The sequence below is a fragment of the Pelagibius sp. Alg239-R121 genome (genome assembly GCF_947331435.1).
GTDB lineage: Bacteria > Pseudomonadota > Alphaproteobacteria > Kiloniellales > Kiloniellaceae > Denitrobaculum.
Genome location: NZ_CAMZOF010000003.1, coordinates 266,068 through 283,440, shown reverse-complemented (window position 1 = coordinate 283,440; position 17,373 = coordinate 266,068). Strand labels below are relative to the sequence as shown.

Here is a 17,373-nt window from a genome sequence, read left to right as displayed (position 1 = left end):
GCATGACTTTGAAAGCAGCAAGCCTGACCGGATCCTTGCTCGTGCCCAAGGGCGCCGCAATCCCGACCGGTATCGCCCCGCCGTCCAATGACACGGCGGGACCGAGAACAACAACGACTGCCAACGATCAGATCGCTGCAGCCGTCGCCCGGCCCTTCCATTCGGCGCAACGGAACAGCAAGCAGATCACAGCTGCAGCAACGCAGCAGGCCAAGATTATGCGGATGCAATCGCGCAGGGCATCGAAAACCACCCACAAAGCACGACTCACTGGCCTGGGCAAAAACAACATGCTGAAGGCGCAGGACAGTCTCGAATTCATTCTCAACAAGATTCACGAGCTTGGCCGAGGCAACCAACCGCACGAGCGGGCAGCCTACCGCGCTATGATCCATATGATCCAGCGCTGGGCGGAGCCAACGGATCTCTTTGTCGATGAAAATCTTCAAATGGCCGAGCGCATCGGCCAGGATCTCGCAGACATCGTCCGGCACATCAACGACATCCAGCACGCCTACATGAACGTGCTATTTACCGACGGCAAGTAATGGTCATCGTGCCGGCTTACCGCGCCAACGGCTGAGTGACCTTCTCCAGCCACGTCGCGTCATCGCCTTCGAGGTTTTCAATCAGCGAAGCCCGCACCCGCGCGTGATAACTATCCAGCCAGGCGACCTCGCCATCCGTCAGAAGTGCGGGTTCGACCAAAGTGGTGTCAATCGGTGCCAGCGTCAGCGTCTCGAACGCCAGCATAGCCCGATCCTCTCCCGGCTGCTGTTCCTGCTCAATAACGGCGACTAGATTTTCGATCCTGATTCCATAACCGCCGGCCTTATAATAGCCAGGCTCATTTGACAGGATCATGCCCGGCAGGAGGGCGACATTCGAGCCTGCCTTGGCGATCCTCTGCGGCCCCTCATGGACACTCAAATAACTGCCGACGCCATGGCCAGTGCCGTGGTCGTAGTCCAGGCCGGCCTGCCAAAGTGGATACCGCGCCAGACTGTCAAGCTGTCCGCCATTGGTTCCTTTAGGAAAACGCGCCAGCGCAAGGGCAATGTGACCTTTCAGTACGCGGGTGTAGCGGTCACGCATTTCTGCCGATGGCTCGCCGATCGCAACGGTGCGCGTAACGTCGGTGGTACCGTCCAGATACTGAGCGCCGGAATCCACCAGATACAGCTCACCCGTCCCGAGCCGCCTGTCATTGTCGGGCGTCACCCGGTAATGGCAGAGAGCGCCATTCGGACCTGAGGCCGATATGGTCTCAAAGGACGAGTCCCGGAACAAGGAATCTCCCTTGCGAAATGACAAGAGCTTTTCCACCAGATCGAGTTCGCTGAGATTACCAGCTGCAACTTGTGCCGGTGCTTCCCGATCCAGCCAGGATAAGAACCGGGTTAAGGCGGCGCCGTCGCGCAAGTGCGCATTCCGAGTGCCCTGAAGCTCGATCGTATTTTTTTGAGCTTTAGGCAATTGGCAGGGATCGCTGGCTTTAACAATCTCTGCGCCTGCCCCTTCCAATCGCTCAAACACCCACTTTGGCGCAGATGCCGGATCCGCCATCACACTGCTTTTGCGTCTTCCCAATTCTTCAAGCGCATCGGCCAATTCGGCAGGAGCTCGCAGATCGACCCCATTGCCCAGTTCTTCGCGCAGACCATCGGAGAGCTTTCGGTCGTCGACGAACCAAGTCGCGACCCCATCATTAGCCAGAATGAGAAAAGACAACGGCAATGGCGTACATGGCACATCTCCGCCACGCACGTTTAAAAGCCATGCTATCGAGTCAGGCAGAGTCGACACCGCCGCAGCGCAACCGGCTTGCTTGATCTTGGCTGCGATCTCCGCGCGCTTTTCGAAGGAGGCCTGTCCGGCAAAATCGATCTGGTGGGGCACGATCTCCGCAAGCGGGGCCTCAGGCTGATCCTGCCAGGCGCTATCCAGCGGATTCGTCTCGCAGGCGACAAGTTCACCCTTCGCTGCGGACACGGCATTGCGAAGCTGCAGAACCTGGCTGTCTGTATGGAGCCAAGGGTCGAATCCAACACGCTGTCCGTCAGTCAAATTCTCTTTCAACCAATCAGAAAGCGGTTCCTCAGTCACATGCCGCGGTGCGAATTGGGTCAGATCTATCTGCTCGCGGACCTGAACGGTATAGCGCCCATCGACAAAGACGGCTGCCTTGTCCGGCAGAACGGCGGCGCTACCCGCGGATCCGGTAAACCCAGTCAGCCATGCCAACCGCTCAGCCCGGGCCGGCACGTATTCGCCTTGATGTTCATCGGCCCTGGGTACGACAAAACCCTGGAGATTGCGTCGGTCCAATTCCGCCCGCAGAGCGGCCAGATGGTCGCCGTCCCCCGTTCCGGCTTTGGATTCCTGCGCTGGCGAAACTTCGGCGGACGAAGTCATGGATGATGATGGCACGGCAACCTCGTGATCAGACTCTCGTTCAATGAGTGACAGAGCGATCTCGCCCTGGTGATCTTAAAAGCTAAGCGTAGGACCTCTCCTTGACAAGAGCGCTTAGAAATCGGCTGCATTAACCAAACCAGCCGCCCAGAAGTTAAAAATTCGTATATTTTCCGCCATTTTTTCCCATGCTTGAAACGCAATGCTGCGCTGCAATAAATCCTCTGTTCAGGAAGATAAAAGAGCCTAGATTCCTTTTCATGACACGGCGGCACCAAAGATCTGCAACCCAAGCCGCTCAAAACCAACGAGATGGAGTCCGAGAGATGCCCAAAGTAAACGCTGCAAAGGAGTTTGATTTTTCGAACCAGCCGCACGACCTTGAATGGATGATGGTTGATACCCGCCGTCGCCAGAGCGAAGCCACGCTTAAGCTCGCCGCACAGACCAAACGCTGGGTCCTGCGCGTGACGGGGCTTGGAGCGATGGGCCGCGTCGTGAAAGAGGCCGTGATCGATCCGCTTCGTATGTCCTTGCTTCGTCGCCGGACTCTTGCCGACCTTCAGCAGCTGGACGACCGGCTCTTGGCGGATATTGGCATCGAGCGCGCCGTTATGACCGACGTTGTCAACCAACTGGTTGCCGTCGATCCTAAAGCCGACCATACCAAGGCTTCTGTGGCTGAGCAGGCGGCTTCCGAGCCTGTCGCAGTCCAGAATCCGGCCGCCGAGATCGCGGTTGTCGCACCGAAGATGGCCGTTGCACCGAAGACTGCCGCTAACAGCAACGCGGCTTCGCACCGCGCCGCTTAACCGGCTTTATATTGCAGATCTTTAAGTTATCGACTTGCACGGCGGCTTTCCGAGAGGAAGCCGCCGTTTCCTTTTTTGGAGCGCTTGTCTGAGCAGAACCACTGCCATTCGAAATGCTGTTCCTCAAGCCCGCAAGACGAGTGTTGTCCATTCCCCGAAATGAAGCCGGCGAACAAGATGCATGCCTTGTCCACGGTGTCTGGCCAGAACCTGACGCTGTTGGCTGGTCAGCAAGCCGGCAAGGATAACATGGCCGCCAGGTGCTAGATGGCGTTTTAAATCCGTCGCCATTGCGCAAAGCGGCTCGGCCAGAATGTTCGCCACGATCAGATCAAATGGCCCCCTTCGCGCAACCAGATGGCTTCGGTAGCCATCGCCGCAGTGGGGCTCAATCCAGTCCGACACCCTGTTTTCCCGGGCATTTTCGCCTGCGACACGCACGGAATCCGCGTCGTTATCCACCGCCAGGATCGGACAGTGCCAAAGATGGGCCATTGCCATCGCGAGAATACCGGACCCGCAGCCCATATCCAGTGCGTTGCGCGGCCGCTGACGCCTGGCCAGTTGGCTCAACGCCAGCAGGCAACCATAAGTGCTTTCGTGCCGTCCCGTGCCAAAAGCAACATTTGCCTCGACCAAAAGAGGAATGCTGGCTGCTGGCGGAAGACCGGTAACATGCGAACCGTAAACATAGAAACGACCTGCAGAGATCGGCGGAAGAGCCTTTTGACTTTCCGCGACCCAATCGACGTCCGGCAATTGCGTCAACGTATATTTGGGTGACGGCACTCCGGCGATCTCGGAAGCAGTCGCCAGCAATTCCCCGATCCGCTGGTCAGGCGGCGGTTCTGCGAGGTAGATCTCAAGCGTCATCAATCCGCCGCTGCCAGGGGCACCGGTTACCATCGCACCATCCAAAACCTCGAAAATCGTCTCGAACAGCGGCAGGGCTCCGGCTTCGACAGAAAAAGCAAGGCACCAGGCCGCGCTCGACGCCTTTGAGTGTAACTTGGCCATGGAATCAGCCCGCCTGATCGGCAGGAACGACGAAGCTCGCAATCACTTTTTTCTCCCCGGCAATGTCAAAGGAAATGCTCAAGCGATCCCCTTCAACGGCGGCAATTGTTCCGTAACCGAATTTTTGATGGAAAACGCGATCATCACGTTTATACCCGCTGCCGGACGAAGCGGTTGACGTCTGCTTTGGCGCCCGTGTTGTGCTGGCCGATGTCCGGTACGATTGGGCACGCACCATTCCCGGACTCAGGCTTTTCTGCCCCCAGTTTTCGCTGAATCCGCCGCCGCTATAACCACTGTGCATCTGTTGACCGCTGTAAACGCCGACGTCGCTTTCGCGCTCAACCCGGTCATCCGGAAGTTCCTCGACAAACCGCGAGGGTATTGCCGACGCCCAGGAACCATGCATCCGGCGATTGGCCGCGAAGCTCAGGATCACGCGCTGACGCGCCCGAGTCAGCCCCACGTAAGCCAGCCGCCGCTCCTCCTCCAGTGCCCGTAATCCGGATTCGTCCAACGCCCGCTGATTTGGAAAGAGTCCTTCCTCCCAACCCGGCAGAAAGACCGTATCGAACTCGAGACCCTTGGCAGCATGCAAGGTCATGATGCTCACCATCTCGTTGCTATCGCTTTCCAGCGTTTCCATGACCAGTCCCACGTGCTCAAGGAAGGCCGGCAGATTCTCAAACTCAGCGATGGCGTTGACCAGTTCTTTCAGGTTTTCCAGACGTCCGGGGGCTTCGGGTGATTTGTCATTCATCCAGAGCTGGGTGTAGCCCGATTCATCCAGGACGACCTCGGCGACCTCGTGATGAGGCAAATCCTCCAACAAATTGCGCCAGCGTTCGAAATCACTCAGCAAATTTCCTAACGACTTCCGCGCTGCGGGCCGCAGTTCGTCGGTTCCAATCACCATTCGGCCCGCCTGACTGAGCGGGATTTCATTTTGCCGGCTGATCTGGTGCAGAACACGGACGGTTGCGTCTCCAAGACCACGTTTCGGCGTATTCACGATCCGCTCGAATGCCAGGTCGTGTTCCGGCACGATCAAGAGTTTCAGATAAGCCAGCGCGTCGCGGATCTCCATACGCTCGTAGAACCTGGGACCGCCAATCACCCGATAAGGCAGGCCCAGGGTAATGAAGCGTTCTTCGAATTCACGGGTCTGGGATCCGGCCCGAACCAGAATGGCGATCTGGCTGAGCGAACATCCGCGCCGCTGGAAATCTTCGATTTCCTCTCCGACAAATCGGGCCTCGGCCTCTCCGTCCCAGAGCCCACGTACACGCAGCAGATCGCCGTCCTCGTCTTCGGTCCAGAGCGTCTTCCCGAGCCGACCTTCATTGTGCGCGATCAGGCTCGATGCCGCCCCCAGGATGTTCCCGGTCGAGCGATAATTCCGCTCCAGACGGATCACTTTGGCACCTGGAAAATCCTGCTCGAATTTCAGGATGTTTCCTACTTCGGCTCCGCGCCAGCCATAGATCGATTGGTCGTCGTCACCGACGCAGCAGAGGTTCTTGTGCCCTTGCGCCAGCAGACGAAGCCAGAGGTACTGAGCCACATTGGTATCCTGGTATTCGTCGACCAGAATGAACTTGAAACGCTGGTGGTAGCCGGCGAGCACATCAGGATGGTTCTGAAATAAAGTCAGGCAGTGCAGCAGCAGGTCGCCAAAGTCACAGGCATTGAGCGTCCGCAGCCGCTCCTGATAATCTCTGTAAAGCTCGACCAACCGTCCATTCGCCAGATCACCCGCCTCACCTGCCGACACCTTGTCGGGCAGCAGACCGCGATCCTTCCAACGCTGGATGACCGCCAAAACCGTGCGCGCGGGGGATTTCTTGTCGTCGATGCCCGCTGCCTGCAACAACTGCTTGATCAAACGCAATTGATCGTCGGTATCGAGAATAGAGAAGTTTGGCTGTAAACCGACCCGTTCAGCGTTAATCCGGAGCATCTTGGCGGCAATGGAGTGAAAAGTGCCCAGCCACCAGGCGTCCACAGGCTGTCCTACCAGCGCAGCTACCCGCTCCTTCATCTCCTGCGCGGCCCTGTTTGTGAAGGTTACTGCGAGAATTTGACCTGGGAATGCCGTTCCGGTGTTCAGGAGATGTGCTAGTCTGGTCGTCAGAGCGCGGGTCTTCCCGGTACCGGCTCCGGCCAGCATCAAGACAGCACCTTCCAGCGTTTCGACAGCCTGTTGCTGCGCCTCGTTCAATCCCTCCAAATAAGGGTAACGGACAGCAGGCGCACTGAGATTTCCTTGCTCTGAGCTTTGTGGAGCAGCCAAGGGCAGCGGCGGATTTGACGTGGCGGAGTTGGATTCGATCATGATCCGCCGTTTATACCTCAGCACCACCAAGACCTCAGCCACAAAAGCCACATAAACCGGAAAAAGCAAGACCGCGTAGTCAGCAAAGGCAAATACCCGGAGAAACACCAGCTGGCTTCGACAATAGACAGGCAAAAGAGGTAACGTCGCTGGCTCCGAATTTCAGGATAGATCGCGAAATGGCGATCCCAGCAATCGATAATAGGTTTTCTTCAGATGGCACGAACGACCGAACGCCTCCCCCTAAAGGGCAACTCCCCCGGCACCGGCCAGGAAGTGATGCTGCATCGCTATGGCAGCCCAGGCAATGGACCCAAGGCCTACCTTCAGGCCTCGCTCCACGCCGACGAAACGCCGGGCATGATGGTAATGCATCATCTCATTCCCCTGCTGGATCGCGCCGACGAAGAGGGAAGACTGTCTGGTGAAATCGTCGTCATTCCCTACGCCAACCCTATTGGCCTCGGGCAGATCGTCAATCAAAGCCAGCTTGGCCGCTATGCCTTGAACGGGGACGGCAATTTCAATCGCAACTGGCCCGATCTGGTCGCACTGGCCGGTGACACTGCGCTGGACGAGTTGGAAAGGAAGCTATCCGACGATGCGCTGAAAAATACGATCGCAATCAGACAGCTGTTCCGCAGAGTTCTACTAGAACGGGAGCCGCGCGATCTTCTGGAGAGCCTGCGACTCACTTTGGCCCGCGAAGCCGTTGATGCCGACATCGTGCTCGATCTGCATTGCGACGACGACGCCTTGATGCATGCCTTTTTGATCCCGCAGCATTGGCCAGAAGCGGCGGACCTGGTCGCCGAATTAGAATGCCGTGCGGCCCTCCTTGCCGAGGATTCGGGCGGAGCTTCTTTCGACGAGGCCTTTTCGACTCCTTGGATCAAATTGGCAAAGCGCTATCCTGATTGCTCTATTTTGCCGGCCTGTCTTGCCGCAACAGTCGAACTACGCGGCCGAAACGACGTTTCAGACGAGTTGGGGCGCAAGGACGCCGCGGCGCTTTTCAATTTTCTGCGACATCGCGGTTTTATCCGTAGCGAAGGCGCTGATCCCGAGATCCCGGCGTTACTCTGCGAAGCAACAGATCTTGCTGCCACCGACGTCGTGCGATCACCCGCCGCCGGAATCTTGGCGTATAACGTCGACATTGGCGATCAGATCCGGAAAGGCGAAGTGGTCGCCTGGCTGATCGACCCGGCCGCCGAGCAGCCCTTGGAGGGCCGACAGGCTATCAAAGCGGGTACGAGCGGTTTGGTACTGTCGCGCAATAGCCACAAATACGTGTCGGCAAAAGATTCGATCGCCAAGATCGTCGGCAAGGATCTCATCGAGGGCCGTGACGGCGGTTACCTGCTCGAGGACTAGATCCTTGGAAAAATTGAAGAAAGTCAGGCTTCGCCGCGTTCTTCCGCACGCGCCTGGTTCAGTGCGCGGTGGTAGGCCAGCATGACTTCGTGCTCGTGGGCAACGCCGCACATGATCATGGAGGTGCTGTCTTCAACGATCGGCACATGAACTTCGCCCGTCGAGCCATAGACCTTGACTGCCGTCTCCAGATCATCATGCCGTTTCAGCACAACCGGATGTTCCCGTGCAACGTTGATTGCAGTCCATTCCGCGTCGTGACAGGTGTCAAACGCCGCTTCATGCAGATCCGAGAATGTGATGGTGCCGACCAGCGCCCCCTTTTCGTCAATGACGAAGAGTTCGCCCCAGGGCGCCTCCTGCAGGCGTTCGCGCACTGTCGGCAGATCAGTATCGGGATTAACGATCTCGTAAGTGCCGTCCAGCACAGTCCCGACTTTGATTGAGCGCAGCAGCCCCAGTTCCTGGCCGCCCTTAATGATAATCCCCCGCCGCTCCAACTGCCAGGCAAAGAAGGAGCGCCCGAACGCCTGTTGCGTAATGATGCTGGCAATGGCGGTCGCGACCATCACGCCGATGGTCAGGGTGTAGTCATTGGTGAGTTCGAAGATCATCAGAATGGTCGAAATCGGCGCCCCCAATACTGCTCCCGCGACCGCGCCCATGCCAATCATGGTATAGGCGCCGTGACCCGACGAAAGTTCAGGAAAGGCCGTAGTAGCGATTACGCCGAATGCGCCACCCACCATCGCACCGATAAAGAGCGACGGCGAGAACACACCGCCGCCAAAACGGCATCCGATCGAAACCGCCGTCGCCGCGGTTTTGGTCGCCACCAAGGCAATTAAGAGCCAAAGTTCATATCTTGCTGAGAGTGCTGCGTCGGTCGCCTCGTAGCCGACACCCAGAACCTGGGGGAAGCCGATGGCAATGATACCAACGATCAGGCCGCCAATGGCCGGCTGCGCCCAAACCGGAAGGCCAATGCGCTGCACCGTGTCTTCAGTGAACATAACCGACCGCATGAAAAGGACTGCGGCTGCGGCAGAAACAACGCCAAGCAGAGCAAAGGCAGGAAACTCCCAGAAGGACACAATGGTCCAGGATTCCGGCAGGATGAAAGCAGGAAAGTCGCCGTAGTTCATGCGGCTGACGATGGTCCCGACGACGGACGCGATCACAATCGGTGCGAATGCCGAAATGGCATAGTGACCGACCACGACCTCGAGCGCGAAGAAAGTGCCGGCAATCGGCGCGTTGAAGGAAGCGGCAACGGCCGCTGCAACTCCGCAGCCAAGTAAGGTGCGCGACAGAGACCGGCCCAGATGTAGGCGCTTAGAGACCCAGGCGCCCAGGCTTGCACCGAGATGGACGATAGGCCCTTCACGGCCGACCGACGCGCCGACACCGATCGATGCCGCACTGACAACAGCCGACTTGATGCCGAGGGTGAGCGACATCCGTCCACCACGTAGGGCGCTGGATTCGATCACTTGGGCCACGCCCTGAGGGCGGCGGCCAGGCATGAAGAAATGAATGAAACAGCCGATCAGCAAACCGCCAACGGCAGGAACAAGTAAAAGCTGCCACCAGGGAAGGTTCGATGCGAGGCTGGCGACCTTCTCGCTCGAAAACCCATAACCCATTCTCTGAACCAGGCCGATACCCGAACGAAAGGCAAGTTCTGCCAGTCCTGCAGCCACGCCGATTACCAACGCGAGCACCGATAGGATAACCTGATCGTTCCTGCCAAACTTCTTCAGAGAACTGACGGTTCTTTTTAAGGAGATTTTCTGCGGCTTTACTTCGGCCATAGGGCTACCCTTGCTCCAACGCCGTATAAAGCATAACCGCGTAGGAGTTAAGGGCCTGTTGAGCAGAAACGGAAATTTGATAGCACGGACAGCTTAGTCTTATCCGGCAAGCGGCACTCACGTTGAAGATGATCAAGCCCTTACAGCGCCGAAATGCGGTAGAGGACATGGGGCCTTAAACCGTGCCGTTCCGCGACGTCAGGATGATCGAAATCATCTTCGCGTTTGCTTGTCATACCGATCCGCTTCATGACTGCAATTGAGCGTTTATTCAGTCGCGAATTAAGGGCAACGATCTCCCTCAAACCTGGATCGTTAAAGCCATAGTTTAAGCAGACATCCGCCGCTTCACTCGCGCAACCATGACCCAATGCAGATGCCCACAAGCGCCAACCGATCTCGGCTGCCGACAGAAAATCCGCTTAGAAACCTGACCTGGAGAGACCCGTGAAACCGACTAAATCACCACTTTCCCCGACTTCAAGTGCAAAACGTCCAATTCCAAGTAACTTGGTCGCTTAGCAAGCTACTGGGCTCCCACTCGCAGAATTATTGTTTTAGGTTAAAAGCGAACTTCAGGAATGAGAATATGACAGAAACCCTCGTACGGCTTGCCAGGTCCAACGACGCTGCCGCCATTCTTCAACTGATCAAGGAATTGGCTGCCTTCGAGCATCTCAGCGATGAGGTTCGCGCAACAGAAGCAGACATCCTGCGCGACGGATTCGGCGCATCTCCACGCTTTGAATGCCTGATTGCAGAGCGTCATGGCAAGGCAATCGGATTTGCACTCTTCTTCCACAGTTATTCGACCTTCGAGGGCCGCGCCGGTCTTTATCTTGAAGACCTGTTCGTTCTTGAAGACGCGCGCGGAATCGGAGTCGGCCGCAAATTGATGTGTGAATTGGCAAAACTCGCTCTGGAGCGCAACTGCGCCCGCCTGGAGCTGTCAGTTCTCCACTGGAACCCAGCCCGCACGTTTTACGACCAATTAGGCTTCATGCAGCAGGAAGACTGGCTGCCGTATCGCGTCAATGGAGACAGCCTCAAAAGCTTAGCCGAGGCTTTCTGACCGCTTTTGGTAACTTTACGAGGAAATTCAGCTTCTCAATTGCAGCGGCCGATCGAGCCTTCTGCACAAACTTTGTCGCCGGTCGTCCAGGTGGCACCTGAAAGATCAGCGCGCGCGAGATCGGCCCCCTGAAGCCGGGCGTTGGACAGGTCGGCGCCCCGAAGATTGGCACGGTTGAGCCGGGCCCGGCGCATATCGCTGCCGACAAAAGATGCATTGCTCAGGTCGGCCTTGGTGAAATCAGCCTCTGAGAGCTTCGCCGACTCAAATCGCACGCCAGTCATCGTCGCGTTCACGAACTTCGCCCTAAACGCGTCAGCACCGCTCAGATCGCTCTCAACCAGCGTTGCACGAAAGAAGCTTGCGTCCCGCAGACGCGAATCCCGGAGGTCCACGCCATTGAGGTCCTGACTGTCGAACAGACAGCGCTTCCAGTTGACGCCCTGCTCCGGAGGATCGGTGCAGGCAGCCTGGGCAATGGAAGGGGTGAAAAACAGGCAGGAGAAGAGGGCCAGTTTCAGAATGCAATTGGATTTCATCTGCATAGATTTGGCCATCTTGACCGTGACGGCAACGACAAATGTCAAAAACAGGGTCTTCACGTGTCAGGCGACCACGACACAAACGCGTTATCCGGGCAATTCCAGCCCACGAACGGACCGCCCTGCTTCTTCTGGCAGAGCCAGATTCCGGTGTTTTTCCCAAATGTCTGCAAGCCGGTCCTGAAGTGCCGGCGGCATTGGCGCGACTCGACGGATGTTCAGATCGACATGCAGACTCAACCATTCCGACGTGGCGGCCAGGTGGCCTTCGGTCGCGTGATACATCCGATGGAAAAACCTGAGGCGTTTCGAATCGTGAGCCAGCAGCTGCGTAGTAAATCGCAAGGGATCTCCCTGCACTACCTCCTGCTGATAGGTAACAAAGGACTCTACTGCAAAAGTCGATCCGCCCGTATTTCGGCGATAAGCCTCATCCAAGCCGATGTAGTCGAAAAATGCATCCGTCGCCTGATCGAACGCCAGGACGTAGTAAGCCACGTTCATATGACCATTGTAATCGATCCATTCCGGCAGTACCTCGGCACGATGCTGGTCGAACGGCGCCTCAATTTCCATCGATTGCTCCCCAAATTCTGTCGACCGCTGCCGGCCGGACAGGTCACCCCTGCATTGTTCCGGCCACACGCGAACCGTAACTGTGCATCGTCGTCTGCATGGCCGCCCCGCAAGATAGTTCATTGGCTAATGCGGACAAAGCAGATAGCGTCGCCTTCATCACTTGTCGGGGAATAGCAATAATGAACAGCGTGTAATGGTGTGGCTCCTTACGAAGCTGGGGCGGCACGCCACGCAAGTCCTATTTGTCGGTGTTTTTATCGGTTTGGCCCTGCCCAGCCTGGCAAGTCTATTCCGTCCCCTGCTGGCGCCAGCAGTTATCATCCTGTTGTTCGCCGCTCTGTTGCGGGTTAACTGGGCCGCGATGGCAGCTTATTTCCGGCAACCGGGGGTAACAGGTCTTCTAACCATATGGCTGTTGCTGGTATCCCCGATCTTAACTTGGCTCCTGCTGGATTTCTTCCCGATTCCCGAATCGCTGAGCGCGGCGGTGGTCCTGATGGCTGCGGCACCGCCGATCCTGGGATCGGCTTCCATTGCGATGATCCTCGGGCTCGATGGCGCACTGGTCGTGGTCGGAGCCCTGCTGGCAACGCTTTTAACTCCCTTGACCGTCCCGCCTTTGGCGCTGCAGTTGCTGGGGATTCAACTGGATATCGGGCTTGGCGCCTTCATGGGTCGGCTTGGGCTGGTCGTCGCGATTGCCTTTGCAGGTGCACTGATCGTACGCCGATTCATCTCCCCGGAAGCCTTAGCAGCTCGCGCTCAATTACTTGATGGCATCGTCGTGACCGTCATGCTGATCTTTGCGATTGCGATCATGGCTGGTGTGACCGATGCGATTTTCGAGCGTCCTGAAACCGTCGCCCTATGGACTGTAGCCGCCTTTGTCGCAAACCCGGTTCTGCAGCTTCTCGGAATCGCCGCATTTTCCTGGCTGGGCCTGCGCAAGGCACTTAGCATCGGATTGCTCAGCGGGAACTGTAACATGGGTTTGCTTTTGGCTGCCCTGCCCGCCGAAAAGGATGCGGACGTCTTGCTGTTTTTCGCGATCGCCCAGCTTCCGATGTACATGCTTCCCGTGCTTATGGTGCCGTTCTATCGGCGGCTCCTGAACCGCAACACGAACACAACCCAGAATCTTGGTTAAATCTCTGTTAAAACCTGCTGCATATATGCAACAGTGATGCAAATTGACGACAGTCTACTTTTTGTCTCCACTAGCGTTTCCTGGTTCGGTGTGATAGGCACTTTCCGGAAGGTTAGACGGAAGAAGATCTGCCTCAGGTTGGTGGAGTCGTATCGGTAATTCGCAGAATGAGCGATTTGCGATCGTTTCATAAACCAATCTTAAAACTGTCCGGATCATTATGCGATCGGGCATCGAGAGGTGGTGTTTTGTTCTGGCAAGTTTTGAAATCGGGGCGGCATATCGTGATTCCACAGATGGTTAAGCTATTTTTCTCTCACGTATCAGGCAAGATGCTGGGAGCGTTAGCTATTTTGCTGGTTGTTTCGGGTTGCGCCAGCGCCCCGAAAAACACAGACGATCAGTGGGCTCAGAGCGACGGAACCGTCAGCGCCTCGGAGCCTTCGGACAACGATCCCATCGAGCTGCTCAACCGCTTCGTCTTCGCTTTCAATGACGCGCTCGACGTAACGCTTTTCCAGCCCGCATCTGCTCTCTACCGCTTTGCGCTTCCGGAAGAAGTTCGCGACTCGGTCCGCAACTTCATGCGTAATATCTCCACTCCCGTGATTCTTGCCAACGACCTACTCCAAGGCGAATGGGAACGCGCTGAGGCCACGACGACCCGCTTCTTCGTTAATTCCACCATCGGTGTGGCAGGCCTGTTCGATGTCGCTAAGGATATGGGGTACGACTATCACGATGAAGACTTCGGTCAGACCTTGGCGACCTATGGGACCGGCGAAGGCGCGTATCTGGTTCTTCCACTCGTCGGCCCTTCGTCGCTTCGGGACGGTGCCGGGTTGATCGTCGACAGCCTGCTGGATCCTCTGACCTACATTTTGTCCACCGAGGCCGCGATCGCCAGACGGGGCATTTCAAGCGTTGATACGCGCTCTCGTAACATTGAACTCGTTGAAGAAATCAAACGCGATTCCATCGATTACTACGCACGAGTGCGCTCGCTTTACCGGCAACGCCGCGAAAACGAAATCAGTAACGGTGTCGAAGAAGACGACTTCCTGCGGCCGGGCCTGACTTTCCTGGAGCAAGGAACCGGCAATGCGCAGCTCGGTTTTGTCCCTCGCACGGCTCCCCTGAGCGAATAGATCCATGTTGCTTTCGAAACGACAACTTCTTTCCGTTCTTGCCGCGACCACGTTGCTGGCGCAAGCCTTGTTGCCGGTTCACAGTGCGTCGGCCGCAGGTGACGCAGCCGCTTTCGTCGTGGCTCTTAAAGACGACGCAGTCAAACAGCTGAGTGAAGCTAACGGCGACGAAGCGCTAAAGGAGCAACGCTTCCGGAAACTCTTAAACAACAATTTCGAAGTCGAAGACATTGGTAAGTTCGTTATCGGCCGATATTGGCGTAAAGCCTCTGCGGCAGACCGGGACGAATTTCTCAAGGTCTTCGAAGACGTTTTAGTCCAGCGCTTTTTGCCTTTGTTCGATGACTATGTCGATCGCAGCTTCAGTGTCGACTCGGTTCGGGCGGATGCCAAAAGGCCCGAGTTCAGCACGGTGGTCTCGCGCGTGAGTCAGCCCAAAGGGGCGGATGCCCAGGTTCTCTGGCGGGTTCGGGAATCCGGAGGTAAATTCCAGATTTCGGACGTCAAGGCTGAGGGAATCAGCCTGCGGATTACCTATCAATCCGAATATTCGTCCTTTTTGAAGAACAACAGCGGCAATGTCAGCAAGCTATCCAAACTGCTGCGCCGAAAGATCAAGGCAGGCGCTTTCGCCCCCAAATAACCCATTGCCTGACCGTATTTCACAGAATCAGTGAAATTCGTGAACCAGCCTCTTCATTACATATTCTGGCCACTATCAGGCTCTAGAGCCAAACGCAGCGTCGAGACTTAGGTTAGCTGCGAGAGACATCAGATTCTCCAACTTCAGCCTTTACTTTTCCGCCGACAGTGAAGCAATGGCGGCGTCCGTGCCTCCCGAGCCATGGGGAATGCCGCAGAGAGCCAAACTGCTCTCGACACTGGCCAGAGCTCCCAGGATCATCGGCTCATTCAAGTAGCCCATGTGGCCGATGCGAAACGCACGCCCCTGAAGGCGCCCATACCCTGCCCCCAGCGATACGTTGAAACGAGACGAACAAGTTTCGCGTAAAGCATCAGCGTTATATGGCTCATCAACGAGAATCGTAGTGACGGAGTTGGCCCGTTGTTCCAGCTCGATAGCATTGAACGAGAGTGCACCATTCTGACTCCAGGCCTCAACTGCAGCTCGAACCGCATTGGAAAGGCGTTGGTGACGCGTCAAAATAGCATCCAGCCCTTCTTCAAGCACCATATCCAGTGCCTCACGCAATGCAAACAGCTGGTGTTCTGGTGCTGTACCGCAAAAGTGCGAGTAAAACTCGCGGCCATGCCGGCGCTGCCAGTCCCAGTAATTTCGTGGCAAGGTCGCCTGCTCCGCCGCCGCGAGCGCCTTTTTGCTGACCGCATTGAACGCTAGTCCGGGCGGCTGCATTAATCCCTTCTGAGACGCAGCCACTGCGACGTCGACCCCCCAAGCATCGAACTCGAAAGGAACCGTCGCCAATGCCGCAATGGTGTCGACCATTAACAAGGCCGGATGCCCCGTATCGTCAAGTGCCTTGCGGACCGCGGGGATGTCACTGGTTACCGACGTCGCCGTATCCGTATGCACTATTAAAACGGCCTTGATTGACTGATTGGTGTCGGCTCGCAGGCGTTCAGCAACCGCATTCGGGTCCACTGCCCGGCGCCAGTCAGCCTCAACATAATCCACTTCGAGGCCGAGTGAGCTCGCCATGGCCGACCAGTTGAACGAAAAGTGGCCGGTTTCCGGCACGAGAACGCGATCACCGGCGGACAGAACATTGACCAGAGCTGCTTCCCAACCGCCATGTCCGTTTGCTGAATAGATGTAAACGTCGCTGCCCGTCTTAAAAATTTTCTTGAGGTCGCCGAAACAACTGAGCGCCATCGCCATGAATTCGGGGTCGTTCAAATCAACGGCAGGACGCATCATGGCACGAAGCACGCGATCGGGAATATTGGTAGGCCCCGGTGTATGAAGAAAATTTCGCCCGCTCTGTATCGCCATGATCACCCTCTGTCCGACAACTAACACGCCAGCCGTTATCGACCGACTAGTCGGTAAAGACAAGCCCTGTGACGACAACCACACAATGATATGAAGTCAGACTCGCAACACTCATTAGGCGCAGGCATTCCTGTTGCCGGACCTCTTAGCCACGCTCCCGGCACAGCACACCGGTCAAGCACCCAACTGCTCCCGCGGCTTTTGCCAGTTCGTCCATTGGTAAGGTGGTGCAATCAATACCATTGGCTTCATAAAGTCGCTGAACGACCTCATGGCCCTCAGGCATGAGGATACGGCCGGGCCCAAGGGTTACGAAGTTAAGGCTACGGTAGAGATATCCGACATTTTCATCGGGCAACCAGATGATTCGATACTCACGTTCCTGCAGTGCTTCGACCGCCGCATGGGGCGTACGGCGAGGCCAGGCGACCGCCAATCCACGATCGGGAAACCGTAACATCCCCATGAGATGCATGGTGCCGTATGGCATATCCACAACAATTGCCTCGACACCTATATCTGCGAGCGCATCGCCAATCTGGCGCACGCCTTCGGCGTTGGTTCTCGGCCCTCTGCCCAGGATAACCGTCATGGGGTCGAGCCACATGGCGTCAGCGCCCTCGAAGGTCGCTTTCCCCGTCAAGGACCGTAGTAAAGGGACGCCGAGATCAGCAAGACGCCGGGCAATCCAGCGCTCTTCGCCGGCGCGCACAGTCGAAGCGGGACGCGCCAAAATCGCGCCTTCGGCGGTCATGAAAAACAGATCAGCGCAAAACATTTGGTTAGGTTTGGCCGTTTCCGAAGGGTCAACGTAATGAACCTCGACACCGTTCTGGCGATAAGCCTCGGCCAAGGCATCATGCTGAGCAGCAGCTCGTATCCTGTCTAAGGGTGCAAGCATCTGTACCGCATCGGGGTCCACCGAAGCGTCAAGTTCTGAGCCTGGGCAGTGCAACAAGACGGCTTTTAAAGTTTGCCATTCACTATCTAACCGGTAAGGCGACCAAATACTCCCCAGTTCGTCCTGGTGGTCCTGAAGGCGCTGAGACCATCCCTCTCCGCCATAGGCCGACGTTCCGAAAAAACCGGAATCACTGGTGCTTGCTGGATTTCGAGTCACGGACGCTCCTTTGGCACCGC

At 56.8% G+C, this 17,373-nt stretch carries 15 protein-coding genes and 1 pseudogene; 7 read left to right on the top strand and 9 right to left on the bottom strand.

The window, feature by feature from the left end; translation table 11 throughout:
• Positions 1-2: 2 nt before the first annotated feature.
• On the top strand, positions 3-548 hold the full coding sequence (locus tag QMZ18_RS11740) for a hypothetical protein (RefSeq protein WP_282606484.1): 546 nt from the start codon (positions 3-5) through the stop codon (positions 546-548).
• Between the two features lie 16 nt (positions 549-564).
• Here the strand turns inward: QMZ18_RS11740 and QMZ18_RS11735 are convergent, their stop codons facing one another.
• Positions 565-2,430, bottom strand: a complete 1,866-nt coding sequence (locus QMZ18_RS11735) for an aminopeptidase P family protein (protein ID WP_282606483.1) — start codon at positions 2,428-2,430, stop codon at positions 565-567.
• A 311-nt stretch (positions 2,431-2,741) separates the two neighbouring features.
• On the opposite strand from QMZ18_RS11735, the gene QMZ18_RS11730 reads away from it, so the two are divergent.
• Positions 2,742-3,227 carry a DUF1127 domain-containing protein gene (locus QMZ18_RS11730; protein WP_282606482.1) on the top strand — a complete coding sequence of 162 codons (486 nt, stop codon included), beginning with the start codon at positions 2,742-2,744 and terminating at the stop codon, positions 3,225-3,227.
• 123 nt (positions 3,228-3,350) lie between these two features.
• Here QMZ18_RS11730 and QMZ18_RS11725 read toward each other — a convergent pair whose 3' ends face one another.
• Together QMZ18_RS11725 and QMZ18_RS11720 are read right to left on the bottom strand one after the other, a co-directional pair.
• Entirely contained in the window at positions 3,351-4,244 is an 894-nt protein-coding gene (locus QMZ18_RS11725; protein ID WP_282606481.1) for a 50S ribosomal protein L11 methyltransferase, read from the bottom strand.
• 4 nt (positions 4,245-4,248) lie between these two features.
• Positions 4,249-6,687 (bottom strand): UvrD-helicase domain-containing protein, encoded by a 2,439-nt coding sequence (locus QMZ18_RS11720; protein ID WP_322097194.1) that lies wholly within the window; start codon positions 6,685-6,687, stop codon positions 4,249-4,251.
• A gap of 108 nt (positions 6,688-6,795) precedes the next feature.
• Here QMZ18_RS11720 and QMZ18_RS11715 point away from each other — a divergent pair, with 108 nt between their 5' ends.
• Positions 6,796-7,956 (top strand): succinylglutamate desuccinylase/aspartoacylase family protein, encoded by a 1,161-nt coding sequence (locus QMZ18_RS11715; RefSeq protein ID WP_282606480.1) that lies wholly within the window; start codon positions 6,796-6,798, stop codon positions 7,954-7,956.
• 23 nt (positions 7,957-7,979) lie between these two features.
• Here the strand turns inward: QMZ18_RS11715 and QMZ18_RS11710 are convergent, their stop codons facing one another.
• Positions 7,980-9,770, bottom strand: a complete 1,791-nt coding sequence (locus QMZ18_RS11710; protein WP_282606479.1) for a chloride channel protein — start codon at positions 9,768-9,770, stop codon at positions 7,980-7,982.
• A 242-nt stretch (positions 9,771-10,012) separates the two neighbouring features.
• Positions 10,013-10,168, bottom strand: a pseudogene (locus QMZ18_RS37060) (GNAT family N-acetyltransferase); the annotation flags it as partial.
• 191 nt (positions 10,169-10,359) lie between these two features.
• Here QMZ18_RS37060 and QMZ18_RS11705 point away from each other — a divergent pair.
• The gene (locus QMZ18_RS11705) at positions 10,360-10,842 is read left to right on the top strand and encodes a GNAT family N-acetyltransferase (RefSeq protein ID WP_282606478.1); all 483 of its coding nucleotides are present in this window, start codon (positions 10,360-10,362) and stop codon (positions 10,840-10,842) included.
• A 35-nt stretch (positions 10,843-10,877) separates the two neighbouring features.
• On the opposite strand, the gene QMZ18_RS11700 is transcribed toward QMZ18_RS11705, so the two are convergent.
• The gene (locus QMZ18_RS11700) at positions 10,878-11,429 is read right to left on the bottom strand and encodes a pentapeptide repeat-containing protein (RefSeq protein WP_282606477.1); all 552 of its coding nucleotides are present in this window, start codon (positions 11,427-11,429) and stop codon (positions 10,878-10,880) included.
• Positions 11,430-11,471: 42 nt separating this feature from the next.
• Positions 11,472-11,960 (bottom strand): thioesterase family protein, encoded by a 489-nt coding sequence (locus QMZ18_RS11695; RefSeq protein ID WP_282606476.1) that lies wholly within the window; start codon positions 11,958-11,960, stop codon positions 11,472-11,474.
• Positions 11,961-12,156: 196 nt separating this feature from the next.
• Here QMZ18_RS11695 and QMZ18_RS11690 point away from each other — a divergent pair, with 196 nt between their 5' ends.
• The 3 genes from QMZ18_RS11690 to QMZ18_RS11680 all read left to right on the top strand — a co-directional run bounded on the left by QMZ18_RS11690 (position 12,157) and on the right by QMZ18_RS11680 (position 14,901).
• Complete coding sequence (locus tag QMZ18_RS11690; protein WP_282606475.1) at positions 12,157-13,110, top strand: hypothetical protein; 954 nt, start codon at positions 12,157-12,159, stop codon at positions 13,108-13,110.
• A gap of 296 nt (positions 13,111-13,406) precedes the next feature.
• Positions 13,407-14,258, top strand: a complete 852-nt coding sequence (locus tag QMZ18_RS11685; RefSeq protein WP_282606474.1) for a VacJ family lipoprotein — start codon at positions 13,407-13,409, stop codon at positions 14,256-14,258.
• A gap of 4 nt (positions 14,259-14,262) precedes the next feature.
• Positions 14,263-14,901, top strand: coding sequence for a phospholipid-binding protein MlaC (locus tag QMZ18_RS11680; protein ID WP_282606473.1), 639 nt, complete (start codon positions 14,263-14,265; stop codon positions 14,899-14,901).
• Between the two features lie 150 nt (positions 14,902-15,051).
• On the opposite strand, the gene QMZ18_RS11675 is transcribed toward QMZ18_RS11680, so the two are convergent.
• The gene (locus tag QMZ18_RS11675; protein WP_282606472.1) at positions 15,052-16,233 is read right to left on the bottom strand and encodes an alanine--glyoxylate aminotransferase family protein; all 1,182 of its coding nucleotides are present in this window, start codon (positions 16,231-16,233) and stop codon (positions 15,052-15,054) included.
• A gap of 145 nt (positions 16,234-16,378) precedes the next feature.
• Positions 16,379-17,353, bottom strand: a complete 975-nt coding sequence (locus QMZ18_RS11670; RefSeq protein ID WP_282606471.1) for a dimethylarginine dimethylaminohydrolase family protein — start codon at positions 17,351-17,353, stop codon at positions 16,379-16,381.
• Positions 17,354-17,373: the final 20 nt, after the last annotated feature.